We start from the raw sequence: 17,763 nt of genomic DNA, 5'->3' as shown, positions 1-17,763 counted from the left end.
GGCAGGGCTTGGCTTACTTCGGCGGGGGCGGTGCCAGCACCGTGCGGTCGCCGTTGTGCTCGGGCGGACTGACCACACCGGCCGCTTCCATGGCCTCGATCAGTCGCGCCGCGCGGTTGTAGCCGATCTTCAGGCGACGCTGCACACCGGAAATCGACGCGCGGCGGGTCTCGGTGACCACGCGCAGCGCTTCGTCGTACAGCGGGTCGGACTCATCGCCGCCGCCGGAACTGGTCTCCGGCAGGCCGGTCGCACCGACCACCACGCCATCGCCCATCGTCTGTACTTCGTCCAGCACGCCGTCGACATAGTCGGCCGGCCCCATTGCCTTGAGGTGCTCGACCACGCGATGCACTTCCTCATCGGACACGAAGGCGCCGTGCACACGCTCGGGCATCGCCGTGCCCGGCGGCAGGTACAGCATGTCGCCGTGACCGAGCAGCGTCTCGGCGCCGGACTGGTCGAGGATGGTGCGCGAATCGATCTTCGAGCTGACCTGGAAGGCGATGCGGGTGGGAATGTTGGCCTTGATCAGGCCGGTGATGACGTCCACCGACGGGCGCTGGGTGGCCAGGATCAGGTGGATGCCGGCCGCACGTGCCTTCTGCGCCAGTCGCGCGATCAGCTCTTCGACCTTCTTGCCGACGATCATCATCATGTCGGCGAATTCGTCGATGAAGATGACGATGAACGGCAGTGTCTCCAGCGGGCGCGGCGCCTCGCCCAGCTCCGGGTTGGGCTTGAACAGCGGGTCCATCATCGGCTGGCCGGCGTCCTGGGCGTCTTTCACCTTCTTGTTGAAGCCAGCCAGGTTGCGCACGCCCACTGCGCTCATCAGCTTGTAGCGGCGCTCCATCTCGGCCACGCACCAGCGCAGGCCGTTGGCGGCCTCCTTCATGTCGGTGACCACCGGCGCCAGCAGATGCGGAATCCCCTGGTAGACGCTCAGTTCGAGCATCTTCGGGTCGATCATCAGCATCCGCAGGTCTTTCGGCGACGCCTTGAACAGCAGGCTCAACACCATCGCGTTGACCGCCACCGACTTGCCCGAACCGGTGGTACCGGCCACCAGCAGGTGCGGCATGCGCGCAAGGTCGGCCACGGTCGAGCGGCCGGCGATGTCCTTGCCCAGCGCCAGGGTCAGCACGCTGGCGGACTTGTCGTATTCCTTCGAGCGCAGCAGCTCGGACAGGTAGATCATCTCGCGGGTGACGTTGGGGATCTCCAGGCCGATCACCGACTTGCCCGGGATCACATCGACCACACGCACCGACTTCACCGACAGGCCGCGGGCGATGTCCTTGTCCAGCGAACTGATCTGGCTGACCTTGATGCCCGGCGCCGGCTCGATCTCGAAGCGGGTGATGACCGGGCCGGGGTTGGCGCCGACCACCTGCGCTTCGATGCGGAAGTCCTTGAGCTTGAACTCGATCTGCCGCGACAGCGCGTCGAGGGTGTCCTTGTCATAGCCCACGGGCTGCGGCTTGGGATCATCCAGCAGGGCCAGCGGCGGCAGGTCCGAGCCGTCGCCATTGACGCCACGGAACATCGGGATCTGGTTGTCGCGCTTGGCCCGGTCGCTCTTTTCGATCACCGGCTCCGGGCGCGGCTCGATCTTCACCGGTTCGCGCTTGGCACGCACTTCGGCATCGGCCTTGCGCACTTCCTGGCGCTCCTCGCGCAGCGCACGGGTCTGCTGCCATTCGGTGGCCTGCTCCTTCTTGCGCTCCAGCAACGGTGCCAGCGACATCACGCCGCGGCCGATTTTCTCCATCACCACGAACCAGGACAGGCCCGTGGCCAGGGTGATCGAGGCCAGCAGCAACACCAGCACGAACAGGTTCGCGCCCAGCGCACCAAAGCCCACGCTGAGCGAATTGCCGACCAGCTTGCCGAGGATGCCGCCGGCACTGGAGACATCGCCACTGAACAGGCGCACGTGCAGGAAGCCGGTGCCGGCAATCAGGAAGCCGACCAGCCCGACCAACCGCAACGCGGGGTCCAGATCGTTCTCGCCCTTGCTCTCACGCTTGAGGCCGAACATCGCGATCCAGGCCAGCGCGCCCAGCACCACCGGCAGCAGGAAGGCGATGTAGCCAAACAGCTGCAGCAGCACGTCGGCGATCCACGCGCCCGCGCGGCCGCCCATGTTGTGTACCGGCGCAACCACGCTGCCGGTGTGTGACCAGCCCGGGTCCGTCGCTGAATAGGTGAAAAGGCTGGCAGCCAGATACAGCAGCGCCGGCGCGATGGCGATCAGACCCAGGTCGCGCCACAGGCGCTGACGGCGTGGGTTGTCGGTCGTGGCCGCTGCCGCCGAGCGACGCGATGCCTTTTTGTCGTCGGACCTGGAGCGTTCGGGGACCTGCTTCGCCACCTTAGACCATACCTTTGGAATGCGCTGTTAGTGTTTGATAATAAACGAGACGGCGTCAGTTTTCAGTTATCCGTTGCCGCGCAAGCGAGGACGGGGCCTGAAACCGCCCATGGATGGCGCTGTTCTGTTCATCGGCTTGAATCGCCCTGCCCCAGCCGCCACTCTATGACCAGCCAAGGATGCTGTGCAAACATCGCCGCGCCTTGTCCCATCTACCTTTTCGCGAGTCTACATGAGCACCAGCCTGCCCTCCCGCCACCAGCGTCTTGTCATCCTCGGTTCCGGCCCGGCCGGCTGGACCGCTGCCGTCTACGCTGCCCGCGCCAACCTGAAGCCGGTCGTCATCACCGGCCTGCAGCAGGGTGGCCAGCTGATGACCACCACCGAAGTGGACAACTGGCCGGGTGACGCCCATGGCCTGATGGGCCCGGACCTGATGGCGCGCATGCAGGCCCACGCAGAGCGCTTCGAGACCGAGGTCATCTTCGACCACATCCATACCGCGGACCTGTCGCAGCGCCCGTTCAAGCTGATCGGCGACAGCCACGAGTACACCTGTGACGCCCTGATCATCTCCACCGGCGCGACCGCCAAGTACCTGGGCATCCCGACCGAAGACGAGTTCAAGGGCCGCGGTGTCTCCGCCTGCGCCACCTGCGACGGCTTCTTCTACCGTGACCAGGACGTGGTCGTGGTCGGCGGCGGCAACACCGCCGTGGAAGAAGCGCTGTACCTGTCCAACATCGCCCGCAAGGTCTACCTGGTCCACCGCCGCGACACCCTGAAGGCGGAAAAGATCATGCAGGACAAGCTGTTCGCCAAGGTTGAAGCCGGCAAGATCGAAACCGTCTGGCACCACCAGGTGGAGGAAGTGCTGGGCAACGATGCCGGCGTGACCGGCGTGCGCGTGAAGTCGACCCTGGACGGAAGCACCCGCGACATCGATGCCCACGGCTTCTTCGTGGCCATCGGCCACCACCCGAACACCCAGCTGTTCGACGGCCAGCTGACCATGAACAACGGCTACCTGGAAATCCGTTCGGGCCTGGGCGGCAACGCCACCCAGACCTCGGTGGAAGGCGTGTTCGCCGCCGGCGACGTGGCCGACCAGCACTATCGCCAGGCGATCACCTCGGCCGGCTTCGGCTGCATGGCCGCACTGGACGCAGAGCGTTACCTGGATGCACAGGGCAAGGCCAGCTGAGAAGCGAACCTGCTTCTGTAGAGTCGAGCCATGCTCGACTGCGACAAAAGGCCGACGCGAGAGCGCCGGCCTTTTGTTTTCAGTAGCGCCAGGCCATGCCTGGCAAGTACAACACTGTGAAACCGCTTAGGTCAGGACGCAGGATTGATTGAACTCCTGATACTCCGTCACTACGCCATCCGCATCGCGTAGGCGTGTCCGCCAGCGAACGGTTCCGACCCCGTCGCCATTGCAGAGCAATTCAAGCTGCACTGGCTGGCCGGGGTCCATGAATTCCTCGTCCGACGGCGTACAGTTTCCCCCCACGCAAGAGGCAACGCTCAACTCCAGCACCAGGGGATACTGGGGATTGCCCTTGAATGCGACCGGGACAAACCGAGAGGAGCGCACCGGGATCTGTACATCTGCCAGAGGATCGAGGGCCAAGGTCTCGCATGCCTTTCCGGTCGCCCACAAGCGATAGCCTTTCTCAACGCCCTTCATGGCAGCAGACCGGAAGACGGGGTCAAGAAGCGCCTTGGCATCATCCGGGTTCGTGTGAAACGCGGTCTCTACGATGATCGACGGCATGTGCGCCTCTCGATTCTCTCCTTTGTCCAGCGCATGTGGAGCAGGAGCCACCGTGAATGCCCCATGTTCAGGTAACGAGTGAATCAGCTCCTTCATCGAACATAGAACACTCTGTGCAAGGGCAGCATCCATCGGCCTCCCAGGCTGCACGATCACACGAGTGCCTCGTGCCGACCCCGAGGGCTCTCCATTGCTGTGTAGATGAATCGCCACCTCAGCCCGGTGGTGGTTTGCGAGAAGCGGCCGACTGTTGATGTCTTCACGCTCCTCCCGATCCCAAAGCGCACTGCCTGCGTACGTATTCCATATCTTTGTCTCGCCTGGATACTGCTCCGCAATTGCGTAGCGCGCAGCTATGGTCCACCACTCCTCACCACTCGGCGGATGAGTCGTCCCCATGGTCTGAACGCGCGGACGGACGACAGGCATCTGGCTCCTTTGCTCGATCACCGCCTTTAGTTCCTCGGCGTACGACGGAGTCAACAGCCCCTCGGAGACGCCATTCCACTCATCCCTCGAGGTCACCCACCGGTTGTCCTTGTAGCTGTAGAAGTACCCATGCCCGGCTGCGACGAATGCCATCCCGGAACCAGGCGTTCCACGTATCCGCCGCAGCGCCTCCCCCGCCTCCCGCGCCGCGTCGTCCGCAGCCTTTATCTCAGGAAAGTAGTGTTCGATATCTTTCCCGTCATACAGAAAAATGACACGACTGAACGGCGCCGCCTGCTCGGCCCAATGCAGCAGTCCAAAACTGATCTCGCTTCGCTGATCCTCGAACGACGGTCCGTAATCGGCAGGAAGGAAGGCCCGATCCAAGGCCACGGTCACAACACCCCTGGCGATATCTGCTGACACCTCGACCCGGCGGGTCCGCGCCTGCCCATCCACGAGACGAACCCGCTCCAGGATGTCACGCGCCTTCTGGGTCAACAGAATGTCGAGTCCTGCGTCGCGCTCTGCTGCGGCGGGAGGCGCGGCAGCCAGGACGAGGCCAGGTGATAGTGCGCCGCCCAAAAGGGCCAGCAGCACAAAAAGGGTTCTTCGGGGATTTTTCCGGTTCAACGTGACTACTCCTTGTGCGGAATGAATGCACCGCTCCTGCGGCACGCACCCAGCCTGTCCGGTGCCGCAGCGGCGTTCTTCCAACGCGCACACACCCCCAGAGAATTCAAACTTTCCTCACTCAAGGCCCGGAACAGACCAACCCGTTCCCGCCAGCACCGTTCGCATCCCACCTGCCCTATCCTTTCTCACATGCCCACCGCCCGCTTCCTCAACTCACTGCAGTCCGTTCCCGCCACCGCCTGGGATGCCCTGCACGATGGCCGCAATCCATTCGTCAGCCATGCCTTCCTGTCCGGCCTGGAAACCTACGGTTGCCTGCGCGAGGACTGGGGCTGGCAGCCGCAGCACTTCACCCTGTGGGACGGTGACGCCCTGATCGGCGCCATTCCCGGCTACCTGAAGACCAATTCCCACGGTGAATTCGTGTTCGACCACGCCTGGGCCAATGCCTATGCGCGGCACGGGCGCGACTACTACCCGAAGTGGCTCGGCGCGGTGCCGTACTCGCCGGTGACCGGCCCGCGGTTGCTGGCCCGCGACGATGCGCAGCCCACCCTGCTGACGGCACTGCGCGACCGGTTGCCCGCGCTGGATGTGTCATCAGCACACATCAACTTCCACACGGCGGCGGACGAAACGATCTTCGACGACGACTGGCTGCTGCGTGAGGACATCCAGTTCCAGTGGCAGAACCCGGGTGACTGGGTGACGTTCGAGCAGTTCCTGGGCGCGATGGACCACAAGCACCGCAAGAACATCCGCCAGGAGCGCGCCAAGGTCAGCCGCCAGGGCATCAGCTTCCGGGTGGTGCATGGCGATGAGGCCACCCGCGCCGATCTGCAGGCGATGTACCGCTTCTACCTGCAGACGTTCCTGGAATACGGCAACGCGCCGGCGCTGACAGAAGCGTTCCTGCGTCATCTGGCGATCTCACTGGGACGCGGGCTGGTACTGTTCCTGGCCGAACAGGACGGCGAACCGATTGCCGGCGCGTTGTGCCTGCGCGGTGGCGACACGCTGTACGGCCGCTACTGGGGCGGTGCCACCCTGCCCGGCCTGCACTTCGAGGCCTGCTACTACCAGGGCATCGAGTACTGCCTGCGCGAGGGCGTGGCCCGCTTCGAGCCGGGTGCGCAGGGTGAGCACAAGCTGGCACGTGGCTTCCTGCCCACCATCGTGCGCAGCCGGCACTGGGCGGCCGATGCGGAGTTTGCCGAGGCACTGCGCGACTGGTGCCGGCAGGAGCGGCGGGATGTGCGGCGCTACCAGCAGGAGCTGCAGGGGCACAGCCCGTTCCGTGCGGAACCGTAGCGTGGGAAAAGCGTGCCAACCAAGGTTGGCATCTACCACAGCAATGGCGGGGACCCTGCGCTCAGGTGCACTGCCAGAAGTGCCCGCTCACCCGGCACTTCGCGCACCAGAAGCTGTACAGCATGCCGCCACTACCCCACAGCAACATGCCTTCATTGGTAGTCGGCAACGTTGAGTCCAGCTGCATCACAAAAGGCATCTGCTCGCCGCAATCGATGCACGCCGGGTAGTGCGCGCTCTGCACCCAGCTCGGTGCGCCACCCACCCGCGACAGGTTCTGCCGGTGATTGGACTGGCCCCAGTCCTGCTGCTGCCAGCGATCGCCGTCCATCGCGGCAAGACCCACCTCGGCCTGCAGCAGGTCGCCGCTGTCGGTGGGATTGATCGGCACCTGGCAGTGCTGGCTCGGGTGACAGCTCGGCATGCCTTCTGCATCGTGCCGATAGAATCGCACGGGCGGGTCTTCCCAGCCACAGCAGTCCAGGCACAGCCCGAGCGTGACCTCGCCCTTCGCCTCCGGCTGCAGCGCCGCAGCATCGGTCCGCAGCAGGCACTGCAGCGGCGCATGACAGCTGCCGCACAAGGCATCCAGCAGCCCGCCCATGTGCCCCGCATGACGCACCTGGCCGCCATTCCAGGTGGGGTGCAGACGCCAGATCCGCTTGCGCCAGGCAGGCTCTTCGGCCACCTGTGCGCGATGCTGTTCGCGCCCGAAACGCAGGTGCAGCGGTTGCCGGCCATGCAGGTGGCGCAGACGTGGGCCATCGGCCAGGCCCGCCCAGTGCGCCCAGACCTCGGCATCCAGGTCGCTCCAGTCGGCCAGGTAGCCACGGGCGGCGGCGTGGGTCTCCGGCTGGGCGGCCAGCAGCACTGCCTTGGCCCGCTCCAGTTCGCGATCGTCGTCCGCCTCGGTCAACCGGTGCGCCCAGTCAGTCGCAACCGACGGCGGCAAGGCCTGCCAGACCTGCGAAGCCAGCTGGATGTCATCCTCGATGGCGACCTCCAGCAGCGTCTCCCAATCGTCCTGCAGCGTGTGCGGCGCCTGGTAGCTGGCAAACTCCAGCACGCTGGTCAGCAGCTCGCCGCGCTCGCCGTCACGATAGCGCCGCCAGGCGTCAATACAGACCGGGGCGACAGCCTCCTCCGGCAGCAGATCCAAGGCCGTGTCGAGGAAGGTGGAGCCGGGCGAGCGGCGGTCCAGCGCCCGCAGCAGCAGCGCGCCAAGCTGGGGACGGTCTTCGCTGGCCAGGGTCAACAGCATGGCCAGGCTGTCATTGCGTGTGCGCGGCGCATCGTGCGCATCGAGGATGGCGGTGATCGGATCGCTCATGCGGGGCTCCTTGCCGGTAGTGCGTGATGGTGCCAGACATCGCGCATCGCCACGACGAATACAATGACTGCATGACCCGTCAGTTGCCCTGGCGCCTGGCCGATGCGCCGGATGCCCCCTTCCCGCCGGCCGAGACAGCGCTGCGCCAACCCGATGGCCTGCTTGCGGTGGGCGGCGACCTGCATCCGCTGCGCCTGCTCAATGCCTATGCCGGCGGCATCTTTCCGTGGTTCAGCGAAGGCGAGCCGATCCTGTGGTGGTCGCCGGACCCGCGCATGGTGTTCGGTACCGACGGCGTGCACCTGAGCAGCAGGTTCCGCCGGCAACTGCGCGGCAACCGCTGGGAAGTGACCGCCGATACCGCCTTCAGCCAGGTGATGCGTGCCTGCGCCAGCGCGGCCCGCCCCGGCCAGGACGGCACCTGGATCAGCCCGGCGATGGTGGATGCCTACAGCCAGCTGCACGACCTGGGTTTCGCACATTCCTTCGAGGTGTGGGATCGGCAGACGCTGGTCGGCGGCATCTATGGCGTGGCCATCGGCGAGATGTTCTTTGGTGAAAGCATGTTCAGTGGCGAAAGTGGCGGCTCCAAGGTGGCGCTGGCCGCACTGGCACGCACGCTGCACGGCTGGGGTTGGCCACTGATCGACGCGCAGGTGGAAAATCCGCACCTGCTGCGGATGGGCGCCGAGCATCTGCCGCGCGCGCCGTTTCTGCAGCAGGTCCGCAGCGCGGTACAGGCGCCGGGCCGGGAAGGTGCTTGGACCCGGCTCGTCGGGCGCGTGCCGGCAGCGAATTTTGCCGGGGAATAACACAATCTTTGCAAGCTGGGCGTTTGACGCGTAAAATGCTGCGCCTTAGGCCCAGCGTGGCCGTTTTCTGAACCGCACAGGACTACATGTCGAAAGACGATTCCATCGAGTTCGAGGGCACCGTCAGCGAGACGCTGCCGAACACCACTTTCCGCGTTCGTCTGGAAAATGGGCACGAAATCATCGCCCACATCTCCGGCCGCATGCGCAAGAACTACATCCGCATCCTCACCGGTGACCGGGTCAAGGTTGAAATGACCCCGTACGACCTGACCAAGGGTCGTATCACCTACCGAATGAAGTAAGCGGCTGGCGCGTTGCGCCACCCCGACAAGGCCAGCCCTGGACGCTGGCCTTTTGTCATGCCTGAAATCCGGCCCTGCCGGACGGCACCCTGACCGAATGCACCGTGACATCGGTCAGCCATGCTTGCGGCAGATTCGCATTCGCAGCGGCGGCGTCATCGTGGCATCCGATCCAGTCCGGATCGCCACCCCCTGCCCCCGCCATGAACGTGACCTCCCTGCCCGCTGGCTTCGCCGCCCTGGTACTCAGCACTGCCGCCCTGATCGCGCCCGCCGCCCAGGCCGCCGACACGCCGTCGGCAAGCGCCGGTGACAGCTGCATTGCCTTGAGCGAAGACCAGCAGATCGTCCGCGCCGGCGCCGATCGCGATGTGCTGCTGCGCAATGGTGACCAGCACTACCGCGTGGTGTTCAAGGCCTCCTGCAGCAGCGCCGTAACCTCGCGGCGGCTGGCATTTGAAACCCAGGGTGAAAGCAACCAGCTCTGCGCCGGCTCACGCAGCGCACTGAAGACCGACCGCGCCAGCTGCACGGTCGAGCGGATCGAACCCCTCGAAGCTGCCACCTTCCAGCGCATGGCCCGCCAGCGCAGCCGCTGAGGAGCCGGCACGACAAGGGCGGCCTGCGCCGCCCTGTCGTTGCTTCCGTTGCCGGGCGCTGCCCGGCACGTCCTTACTCCACCGTGGCCGGCAACAGCCGCTCCGGCTCGGCCTGCGCCTCGACCACCAGCTCGTCGTTGCGCACGTCGATGCTGACCTTGCCACCGTTGACCAGCTTGCCGAACAGCAGTTCGTCGGCCAGCGGGCGCTTCACCTTGTCCTGAAGCACCCGCGCCATCGGGCGGGCACCCATCAGCGGGTCGAAACCGTGGTGGGCCAGCCAGTCGCGCGCAGTCGGCGTGGCCGACAGGCTGACGTGCTTCTCCTGCAGCAGCATCTCCAGCTCGATCAGGAACTTGTCCACCACGCGCAGGATGTGCTCGAAGCCCAGCGGCTGGAACTGCACCACCGCATCGAGGCGGTTGCGGAATTCCGGGGTGAACGCACGACGGATGGTCTCCATCGCATCGGTGGCGTGGTCCTGCTTGGTGAAACCGATCGAGCGCCGCGAGGCCTGCGCCGCGCCGGCGTTGGTGGTCATCACCAGCACCACGTTCTTGAAGTTGGCTTCGCGACCGTTGGTGTCGGTCAGCACGCCGCGGTCCATCACCTGCAACAGGATGTTGAAGATGTCCGGGTGCGCCTTCTCGATTTCATCCAGCAGCAGCACGCAGTGCGGCGTCTTGACGATCTTTTCGGTCAGCAGGCCACCCTGGTCGAAGCCGACGTAGCCCGGGGGCGCACCGATCAGGCGGCTGATCGAATGCGGCTCCATGTATTCGGACATGTCGAAACGGACCAGTTCGATGCCCAGCTGCAGCGCCAGCTGTTTGGTCACCTCGGTCTTGCCGACGCCGGTGGGGCCGGCGAACAGGAAGTTGCCGATCGGCTTTTCCGGATTGCCCAGGCCCGAGCGTGCCAGCTTGATGGCCGACGCCAGGGTGCCGATGGCAGGATCCTGGCCGAAGATCACCATCTTCAGGTTGCGCTCCAGGTGCTGCAGCACATCCTTGTCGGTGGCGCTGACCTGCTTGGCCGGGATGCGCGCCATCTTGGCGACGATGGCCTCGACCTCCTCGACGTCGATCAGCTCCTTGCGCTGGCCTTCCGGCATCAGGCGCTGGCGGGCACCGGCCTCATCGATCACGTCGATGGCCTTGTCCGGCAGCAGGCGATCGGCGATGTGCTTGACCGACAGGTCGACGGCGGCCTGCAGCGCTTCATCGGCGTAGGTGACGCCGTGGTGGGCTTCGTACTTGGACTTCAGGCCCTGCAGGATCTCGTAGGTTTCGCCCACGGTCGGCTCGACGATGTCGATCTTCTGGAAGCGACGGGCCAGCGCCCGGTCCTTCTCGAAGATGCCGCGGTATTCCTGGAAGGTGGTCGAGCCGATGCAGCGCAGCTCGCCCGACGCCAATGCCGGCTTGATCAGGTTGGAGGCATCCATGGTGCCGCCCGACGCCGAACCGGCGCCGATGATGGTATGGATCTCGTCGATGAACAGCACCGCATTGGGCACCTTCTTCAACGCGGTCAGCACGCCCTTCAGGCGCTTTTCGAAGTCGCCACGGTATTTGGTACCGGCCACCAGCGCGCCGAGGTCGAGCGAATAGATGACCGCATCGGCCAGCACGTCCGGCACCGAACCCTCAACGATGCGTCGGGCCAGGCCCTCGGCAATCGCGGTCTTGCCGACGCCGGCCTCGCCCACGTACAGCGGGTTGTTCTTGCGGCGGCGGCACAGGACCTGGATGGTGCGCTCGATCTCGTCGGCACGGCCGACCAGCGGGTCGATGCGACCGGCACGGGCCTGCTCGTTGAGGTTGCTGGCGAACTCGGTCAAGGCATCGCCCTTGGGCTCGCCCTCGCCCCCTTCCATGCGGCCCTCACCGTCGGAGGAGGACGGCTGCTCGCCTTCCTCGCCCAGCTTGGCGATGCCGTGGGACAGGTAATTGACCACATCCAGCCGGGTGACGTCCTGCTGGTTGAGGTAATAGACCGCGTGGGAGTCCTTCTCGCCGAAGATGGCGACCAGCACATTGGCGCCGGTGACCTCCTTCTTGCCGGAGGACTGCACGTGGTACACGGCCCGCTGCAGCACGCGCTGGAAGCCCAGCGTGGGCTGGGTATCGCGACCGTCATCTTCGGCCAGGCGGGACACGGAGGCCTCGATGGCCTGCTCCAGCTCCTGGCGCAGGCGGTCGGCGTCGGCGCCACACGCCTTCAATACGGCCTGGGCGGACGGGTTGTCGAGCAGTGCCAGCAGCAGGTGTTCGACCGTCATGAACTCATGTCGGGCCTCACGGGCGCGCTTGTAGCACTGGCCGATGGTGTGTTCGAGGTCTTTGCTGAACATGGATTACTCCGGCGGCAGTTGGAGACAATATGCGGCCTGACTACACGATTTCCATCACCCTAGCGGATTGCGACGTTCAGATGGCGTTAGCACTACCCGACGCTTGATCATCGTTCACTCCAGGACAGCCCACCCACATGAGCGAACCCTACCTGAGCCGCTGGCGATTGCGACGTGATGGTCCTTCGATCCGTACCCCCCATGCCCGGCTCTGGCCGGTGCTGACCGCCTCTGGCGAGGCGGCCATGTTGAAGGTGAGCACGGAGACAGAGGAACAGAACGGCCACCGCCTGCTGCGCTGGTGGAACGGCGACGGTGCCGCACGCCTGCTGGCCCACGAGGGGCCGGCGATCCTGATCGAACGGGCGCACGGCGATTCGCTGCGGCAACGCTCGATCAAGGGCGAGGACGACGCCTGCACCATGATCCTGTGCCAGGTCCTGCAGCAGCTGCACCGGCCACGGAGCGCGCCGCCAGAAGATCTGGTCTGCCTGCGTAGATGGTTCGCCGATCTGCTGCAACCAAGGGCACCGCTGCCGCCATTGCTGGAACAGTGCAGATCGCTGGCGATGGCACTGCTGGAGGACGAGCAGGAGATCCGGCCCCTGCATGGCGACCTGCATCACGACAACGTGCTGGATTTCGGCGCGCGCGGCTGGCTGGCGATCGACCCGAAGCGGTTGCTGGGCGATCGTGCGTTCGACTACACCACGATGTTCAGCAACCCGGACCTGTGTGGGCCGGGCATCCATGTGGCAACGCGGCCCGAGCGCTTCCATGCCCGGGTGGAACAGGTCTGCCGGCTGGCCGATCTCGGGCGCACGCGGCTGCTGCGCTGGATCGCGGCCAGTGCCGGCCTGTCAGCGGTGTGGTTCAGGGATGATGGCGACCCGGCCGACATCGATGAGGCGGTGGCCGTGATGGCCCTGCAGGCGCTGGCGGAGGCGTGACTGGACCTGGCAGGCGCCCACCCTGGTGGGCACGCCGCGCCAGTGTCAGGCCTTTTCCATCGTGCACAGCAGCGGGTGCTGGTTCATCCGCGCGTACTCGTTGACCTGGGCCACCTTGGTTTCGGCCACTTCGCGGGTGAACACACCGCAGACGCCACGGCCACGGGTATGGACGTGCAGCATCACCTGGGTGGCCTTGTCCAGGTCCATGTTGAAGAACTGCTGCAGGACGTCCACGACGAAATCCATCGGGGAATAGTCGTCGTTGAGCAGCATGACCTGGTAGAACGGCGGCGGCGCCACTTCCGGGCGCGCGGGCTCCACGGCAACGCCGTGCTCGTGGTGGGAATCGGGGGCGGACTCGCGAGGCATCTGCCGATTATAAGGGCTGCGACGGCGGTGCGCAGGCCCTGCATGGAATGGACGGCACGGGCGCCCGCCGTCACAATTGCACCTTCCCACACACTTGGTTTCACAGGATCTTCATGAAAAGGACCCTTCTCTCCGCCCTGCTGATCGCCCTGGCTGCCGCGGGCACCGCTGGCGCTGCGACCACCACTGACAGCACGAAGGCCGACAGGGCCGTTGCCCGTCACCTGGAAAAGCTGGGCTACACCTACGAGGTCGATGAAGACGGCGATTACCAGATGGTGTTCGATGTCGAAGGCGATCGCACCCAGATCGTCTATGTGCGCTCGTCGGTGGAAGACTTCGGTACCCACAACATCCGCGAGATCTGGTCGCCGGGCTACACCTCGCAGACCAAGCAGTTCCCGGTGGCCGTGGCCAACCGCCTGCTGGAGGATTCGCAGGACGCCAAGATGGGCGGCTGGGTGAAGCAGGAATCGACCGCGATGTTCGTGGTGAAGATCGATGCCGACGCCACCGCCGACCAGCTCAGCGACGCCATCGATGCGGCCATCCGCACCGCCGACGCGATGGAGCTGGAGTTGACCAAGAAGGACGATCTCTGAGTTGAACGCCTCGCCGGACCCGCGCTGGGCACCGCATGCAACCGTCGCCACCGTGGTGGTCGACGGCGGCAGGGTGCTGCTGGTGGAAGAAACCATCGAGGGCCGGCAGGTGCTGAACCAGCCGGCCGGGCATCTGGAGCCGGGTGAAAGCCTGGCCGAGGCCGCCCTGCGCGAGACCGTCGAGGAAACCGGCTGGACGGTGGAACTGACCGCCTTCATCGGCTGCTACCAGTGGACCGCCGGTGACGGCACCCCGTTCCTGCGCTTCTGCTATGCCGCGCGCCCGGTCTCGCACGACCCGGCGCGGCCGCTGGATGCCGGCATCGATCGGGCGCTGTGGATGACCCCGGCCGAACTGCAGGCCGCCGCCGGACGCCAGCGCAGCCCGCTGGTCTGGCAGGTGCTGGCCGACTACCTGGCCGGCCAGCGCTATCCGCTTGCACTGGTCCGGGAGGTCGCATGAGCAGCCCTCGGGTGATGGTTGGCGTGTCTGGCGGCGTGGATTCTTCCGTGGCTGCCTGGCGCCTGGTGCAGCAGGGCGAGGCCGTGGCCGGCCTGTTCATGCAGAACTGGGCCGACGACGGCAGCGGTGACTGCCGCGCCGAGGACGACCGCCGCGACGCGGTAGCGGTCTGCGGACTGCTGGGCATTCCGTTCCATTTCCGCGATTTCTCCAACGAATACTGGCAGGGCGTGTTCGAGCACTTCCTGGCCGAGTACGCCGCCGGCCGCACGCCGAACCCGGACGTGCTGTGCAACCGCGAAGTGAAGTTCAAGCACTTCCTTGATGCGGCCCGCGAACTGGGGGCCGAGCGGATCGCCACCGGCCATTACGCGCGCATTGCCCAGCGCGGCCATCAGTGGCTGCTGCTGCGCGGCGCCGACCGCTCCAAGGACCAGAGTTACTTCCTGCACCAGCTGGGGCAGGAGCAGCTGGCGGCCACCCTGTTCCCGATTGGTGACCTGGAAAAGAGCGACCTGCGCCGGATTGCCCGCGACGTCAGCCTGCCGACCCACGCCAAGAAGGATTCCACCGGCATCTGCTTCATCGGCGAGCGCGATTTCCGTGAGTTCCTTGGACGCTACCTGCCGGCCAAGGCCGGGCAGATCCTCGATCCTGGCGATGGCAGCGTGATCGCCGAACATCCCGGCGTTTTCTATTTCACCCTGGGCCAGCGCGAAGGCCTGAACATCGGCGGCGTGCGCGGCCGCCCTGCCGCGCCCTGGTATGTGGTCGGCAAGGACGTGGCCAGCAACGTGCTGTACGTGGATCAGGACCGTGACAGCCCGTGGATGCTGTCCAGCCGGCTGCGCTCGGAGACCGCGCACTGGATTGCCGGCGCACCGCCGGCACGGCGTTTTGAATGCACCGCGCAGACCCGCTACCGCCAGCCCGATGAGCCGTGCACGGTGGACGTGCTGGACGACGGCAGCGTGCAGGTCACCTTCGCCCGGCCGCAGCGTGCAGTCACCCCCGGGCAATCGCTGGTGCTGTATGACGGTGAGGTCTGCCTGGGTGGCGCGGTGATCGCCGCCACCGACGCGCCGCTGGAACAGCGCCTGCGCACCACCCCTTCTCCTTTTGAGGTAATCGCTGCATGAGTTTCACTGTCGACGACCGCGTTCTGGCTTTGGCCGGCATTGCCCAGGCCCTGCAGCAGGTACGCCGTATCGCCGATACCGGCCACTCCGACGCCGCTGCCGTGCGCACCGCCGTGGACAGCGTGTTCCGCATCGATGCGGCCTCGCCGCAGGCGGTCTTTGGCGATCGGCACGCCCTGAAATCCGGCCTGCGCCTGCTGCACAATTATTTCCGCAGCCAGGGCCAGGACCCGATCCTGCCCAAGCTGGCCCTGTCGGTACTGCAGCTGGAGCGCCGGTTCGTGCAGGACGGCGCCACCGTGAACAAGGTCGCCTCGGGCATCGAGCGCGCCCAGCGCCAGGCCACCGAGCTGGGTGACAGCGGCCACCCGGATGTTCTGGCCGCGCTGGGCGGCCTGTATGCGGACACCATCAGCCACCTCAAGCCGCGGGTCATGGTGCAGGGCAACCCGCATTACCTGGGCCAGGCCGGCGTGGTGGCCGAGATCCGTGCACTGCTGCTGGCCGCCGTGCGCGCCGCCGTACTGTGGCGGCAGCTGGGTGGCAGCTACTGGGACTTCCTGCTCAGCCGCAAGGCGATGGTCGAGGCCGTGGACCGGCAGCTGGCCTGAGGGCGGGGAGCCCGCCGGGCATGGCCCGGCGCTACCGATCGAGCGCCGCGAGGGCAGCGCCGGGCCATGCCCGGCGGACGGCGCCGGAAATCCGGCGCATTCAGAGAGCACATCGACGTTAAAGAGAAAGGGGGTACGGCCGATACATCCTCCGTGCACCTCCCGAGAACGTCCATGTACTCACGCATTTTCATCCGTCTGGCCGCCCCCCTGGCCCTGACCCTGCTGCTCCCCTTCGCCATCGGTTTCGAATGGCCGGCCGCCCTGCGCTGGGCGATCCTGACCACGATGACGCTGAGCTGGCTCGGCTTTGCGTGGTGGACCGCCCGCGCCCAGGCGCACCGTTCCCCGGAACATGCCCGTGTCCTGCGTGAGCAGGACCAGCTGCTGACCGAACTGCGCAACTTCGTCGGCAACGAGATCGACGGTTCGCGTGGTGAAGTGGAACGCGCCCGCGACCTGATCCGCCAGGCCGTCTCCAGCCTCGGCGGCAGCTTCGATGCCATGAACCGCAAGTCGCGCCAGCAGAGCCAGGCCCTGTCACGCATCGTCGACCGCGCCGGTGACGAAGGCGGCGCCGGCCTCGACGTTGCCCGTTTCGCCCAGCACGCCAGCCACCGCATGGAACAGCTGGTGGAAGCGCTGGAGCAGGTCAGCGGCCAGAGCAGCACCACCGTGCAGCACATCGACCAGATGGCGCAGCACCTGGATGGCATCTTCGCGCTGCTGGAAGACGTCAAGTCGATTGCCGACCAGACCAACCTGCTGGCGCTGAACGCTGCCATCGAAGCTGCGCGTGCCGGTGAAGCCGGTCGTGGTTTCGCCGTGGTTGCCGACGAGGTCCGCAACCTGTCCGAGCGTTCGACCACCTTCAACGAACAGATCCGCAAGCTGGCGCACAGCTCCAAGGACGCCATCGCCAAGGTCCGCGAGACGGTTTCGCACATGGCCTCGCGTGACATGGACCGCTCCCGCGAAGCGCGCCAGGAAGCGGCGGCGATGCTGGACAACGTGGCGCAGATCAACGCTTCGCTGGGTGACGGCATGCGCGAAGTGTCCGACTGCGCGCGCTCGATCGATGGCAGCGTGGCCGAAGCCGTGCGTGCCCTGCAGTTCGAGGACATCGCCACCCAGGCCCTGGGTGGCGTGCATACCCACCTGGACCGCTTGACCGCGATCAACCGCGAAGCGGTGGCCCTGCAGGAACTGCTGCATCGCAATGGCGGCGTGTTCGACGAAGAAATCGCCTCTGCCCTGCAGCGCACCGGCAACCGCCTGCGCGAACTGCGCAGCGAATGGGAGCGCCCGCCGCACAAGCCGGTTGCCCAGCAGAGCATGGGCGCCGGTACGGTCGAGCTGTTCTGATCCTGATGTCCGCTGCCCCTTCCGGCAGCGTGCGAGGCCCCGGTTCTGCCGGGGCCTTTGCGTGTGACCCGCCTTTGGATGCATCCTGCAAGCGCACCATGACCCTGATCCGCGCCCTGCCCCCGATCAACGAGAACGAGCGTCCGCGCAATGCGGGCGTACGTGAGCAGCTGCGCCAGCTGGAAGAGGTGGCCCGCGAAGAAATCCAGGAGCTGCAGAAGCTGGCCGACGCGCGCCCTGCCCCACCGGCAGCCGGCGATGACGTGCTGGGTCTGGCGTGGGACCTGGGGTTGGATGGCAGTGCGTTGAAGTAGCTCCACGCCATGCGTGGA

At 66.0% G+C, this 17,763-nt stretch carries 17 protein-coding genes; 12 read left to right on the top strand and 5 right to left on the bottom strand.

Features of this window, described 5'->3' with window-relative positions; genetic code table 11:
- Positions 1-13: 13 nt before the first annotated feature.
- Positions 14-2,377 carry a DNA translocase FtsK gene (locus ACUXVE_RS13325; protein WP_093818282.1) on the bottom strand — a complete coding sequence of 788 codons (2,364 nt, stop codon included), beginning with the start codon at positions 2,375-2,377 and terminating at the stop codon, positions 14-16.
- A 232-nt stretch (positions 2,378-2,609) separates the two neighbouring features.
- Between ACUXVE_RS13325 and trxB the strand changes: the two genes are divergently transcribed.
- Positions 2,610-3,581 carry a thioredoxin-disulfide reductase gene (trxB, locus tag ACUXVE_RS13320; protein WP_093818281.1) on the top strand — a complete coding sequence of 324 codons (972 nt, stop codon included), beginning with the start codon at positions 2,610-2,612 and terminating at the stop codon, positions 3,579-3,581.
- Positions 3,582-3,707: 126 nt separating this feature from the next.
- Here trxB and ACUXVE_RS13315 read toward each other — a convergent pair whose 3' ends face one another.
- A complete protein-coding gene (locus ACUXVE_RS13315; RefSeq protein WP_132825152.1) occupies positions 3,708-5,213 on the bottom strand; it encodes an N-acetylmuramoyl-L-alanine amidase family protein in 1,506 nt (501 codons plus the stop codon).
- A gap of 192 nt (positions 5,214-5,405) precedes the next feature.
- Between ACUXVE_RS13315 and ACUXVE_RS13310 the strand changes: the two genes are divergently transcribed.
- The gene (locus ACUXVE_RS13310) at positions 5,406-6,527 is read left to right on the top strand and encodes a GNAT family N-acetyltransferase (RefSeq protein ID WP_445514543.1); all 1,122 of its coding nucleotides are present in this window, start codon (positions 5,406-5,408) and stop codon (positions 6,525-6,527) included.
- A 61-nt stretch (positions 6,528-6,588) separates the two neighbouring features.
- Here ACUXVE_RS13310 and ACUXVE_RS13305 read toward each other — a convergent pair whose 3' ends face one another.
- Positions 6,589-7,857, bottom strand: a complete 1,269-nt coding sequence (locus ACUXVE_RS13305; RefSeq protein WP_445514542.1) for a hypothetical protein — start codon at positions 7,855-7,857, stop codon at positions 6,589-6,591.
- Between the two features lie 71 nt (positions 7,858-7,928).
- Between ACUXVE_RS13305 and aat the strand changes: the two genes are divergently transcribed.
- The 3 genes from aat to ACUXVE_RS13290 all read left to right on the top strand — a co-directional run bounded on the left by aat (position 7,929) and on the right by ACUXVE_RS13290 (position 9,573).
- A complete protein-coding gene (gene aat / locus ACUXVE_RS13300) occupies positions 7,929-8,669 on the top strand; it encodes a leucyl/phenylalanyl-tRNA--protein transferase (protein WP_445514541.1) in 741 nt (246 codons plus the stop codon).
- Between the two features lie 86 nt (positions 8,670-8,755).
- A complete protein-coding gene (gene infA, locus ACUXVE_RS13295; RefSeq protein WP_005409596.1) occupies positions 8,756-8,974 on the top strand; it encodes a translation initiation factor IF-1 in 219 nt (72 codons plus the stop codon).
- Positions 8,975-9,177: 203 nt separating this feature from the next.
- Positions 9,178-9,573 carry a hypothetical protein gene (locus ACUXVE_RS13290; protein ID WP_093818278.1) on the top strand — a complete coding sequence of 132 codons (396 nt, stop codon included), beginning with the start codon at positions 9,178-9,180 and terminating at the stop codon, positions 9,571-9,573.
- 73 nt (positions 9,574-9,646) lie between these two features.
- Here the strand turns inward: ACUXVE_RS13290 and clpA are convergent, their stop codons facing one another.
- On the bottom strand, positions 9,647-11,929 hold the full coding sequence (gene clpA, locus ACUXVE_RS13285; RefSeq protein WP_093818277.1) for an ATP-dependent Clp protease ATP-binding subunit ClpA: 2,283 nt from the start codon (positions 11,927-11,929) through the stop codon (positions 9,647-9,649).
- A 137-nt stretch (positions 11,930-12,066) separates the two neighbouring features.
- Between clpA and ACUXVE_RS13280 the strand changes: the two genes are divergently transcribed.
- The gene (locus ACUXVE_RS13280; RefSeq protein WP_445514540.1) at positions 12,067-12,879 is read left to right on the top strand and encodes an APH(6) family putative aminoglycoside O-phosphotransferase; all 813 of its coding nucleotides are present in this window, start codon (positions 12,067-12,069) and stop codon (positions 12,877-12,879) included.
- A gap of 45 nt (positions 12,880-12,924) precedes the next feature.
- Here ACUXVE_RS13280 and clpS read toward each other — a convergent pair whose 3' ends face one another.
- A complete protein-coding gene (gene clpS / locus ACUXVE_RS13275; RefSeq protein ID WP_025879127.1) occupies positions 12,925-13,251 on the bottom strand; it encodes an ATP-dependent Clp protease adapter ClpS in 327 nt (108 codons plus the stop codon).
- A 113-nt stretch (positions 13,252-13,364) separates the two neighbouring features.
- On the opposite strand from clpS, the gene ACUXVE_RS13270 reads away from it, so the two are divergent.
- The 6 genes from ACUXVE_RS13270 (at position 13,365) to ACUXVE_RS13245 (ending at position 17,745) form a co-directional block, all read left to right on the top strand.
- Entirely contained in the window at positions 13,365-13,853 is a 489-nt protein-coding gene (locus ACUXVE_RS13270; RefSeq protein WP_445514539.1) for a hypothetical protein, read from the top strand.
- 1 nt (position 13,854) lies between these two features.
- On the top strand, positions 13,855-14,316 hold the full coding sequence (locus ACUXVE_RS13265) for an NUDIX hydrolase (protein ID WP_445514538.1): 462 nt from the start codon (positions 13,855-13,857) through the stop codon (positions 14,314-14,316).
- Entirely contained in the window at positions 14,313-15,455 is a 1,143-nt protein-coding gene (gene mnmA, locus ACUXVE_RS13260) for a tRNA 2-thiouridine(34) synthase MnmA (protein ID WP_222389673.1), read from the top strand. Before ACUXVE_RS13265 ends, mnmA begins: the two co-directional genes overlap by 4 nt.
- Positions 15,452-16,066, top strand: coding sequence for a high frequency lysogenization protein HflD (gene hflD / locus ACUXVE_RS13255; protein WP_093818272.1), 615 nt, complete (start codon positions 15,452-15,454; stop codon positions 16,064-16,066). The genes mnmA and hflD overlap by 4 nt, the downstream gene beginning before the upstream one ends.
- 174 nt (positions 16,067-16,240) lie before the next feature.
- Positions 16,241-17,431, top strand: coding sequence for a methyl-accepting chemotaxis protein (locus tag ACUXVE_RS13250; RefSeq protein ID WP_093818271.1), 1,191 nt, complete (start codon positions 16,241-16,243; stop codon positions 17,429-17,431).
- 98 nt (positions 17,432-17,529) lie between these two features.
- Positions 17,530-17,745 carry a hypothetical protein gene (locus ACUXVE_RS13245; protein WP_025879121.1) on the top strand — a complete coding sequence of 72 codons (216 nt, stop codon included), beginning with the start codon at positions 17,530-17,532 and terminating at the stop codon, positions 17,743-17,745.
- The last annotated feature ends 18 nt before the right edge of the window (positions 17,746-17,763 follow it).

Source organism: Stenotrophomonas sp. 3(2025), assembly GCF_052665395.1.
Note: the sequence above shows the minus strand (reverse complement) of the source record. Positions and strands in the feature narration are given on the sequence as shown.

Coding starts and splice junctions, on each gene's coding strand:
- ACUXVE_RS13290 (WP_093818278.1), top strand. CDS start 9,178: ATGAACGTGACCTCCCTGCCCGCTGGCTTCGCCGCCCTGGTACTCAGC.
- clpS (WP_025879127.1), bottom strand. CDS start 13,251: ATGCCTCGCGAGTCCGCCCCCGATTCCCACCACGAGCACGGCGTTGCC.
- ACUXVE_RS13270 (WP_445514539.1), top strand. CDS start 13,365: ATGAAAAGGACCCTTCTCTCCGCCCTGCTGATCGCCCTGGCTGCCGCG.
- ACUXVE_RS13310 (WP_445514543.1), top strand. CDS start 5,406: ATGCCCACCGCCCGCTTCCTCAACTCACTGCAGTCCGTTCCCGCCACC.
- mnmA (WP_222389673.1), top strand. CDS start 14,313: ATGAGCAGCCCTCGGGTGATGGTTGGCGTGTCTGGCGGCGTGGATTCT.
- clpA (WP_093818277.1), bottom strand. CDS start 11,929: ATGTTCAGCAAAGACCTCGAACACACCATCGGCCAGTGCTACAAGCGC.
- aat (WP_445514541.1), top strand. CDS start 7,929: ATGACCCGTCAGTTGCCCTGGCGCCTGGCCGATGCGCCGGATGCCCCC.
- ACUXVE_RS13305 (WP_445514542.1), bottom strand. CDS start 7,857: ATGAGCGATCCGATCACCGCCATCCTCGATGCGCACGATGCGCCGCGC.
- hflD (WP_093818272.1), top strand. CDS start 15,452: ATGAGTTTCACTGTCGACGACCGCGTTCTGGCTTTGGCCGGCATTGCC.
- ACUXVE_RS13250 (WP_093818271.1), top strand. CDS start 16,241: ATGTACTCACGCATTTTCATCCGTCTGGCCGCCCCCCTGGCCCTGACC.
- infA (WP_005409596.1), top strand. CDS start 8,756: ATGTCGAAAGACGATTCCATCGAGTTCGAGGGCACCGTCAGCGAGACG.
- trxB (WP_093818281.1), top strand. CDS start 2,610: ATGAGCACCAGCCTGCCCTCCCGCCACCAGCGTCTTGTCATCCTCGGT.
- ACUXVE_RS13245 (WP_025879121.1), top strand. CDS start 17,530: ATGACCCTGATCCGCGCCCTGCCCCCGATCAACGAGAACGAGCGTCCG.
- ACUXVE_RS13280 (WP_445514540.1), top strand. CDS start 12,067: ATGAGCGAACCCTACCTGAGCCGCTGGCGATTGCGACGTGATGGTCCT.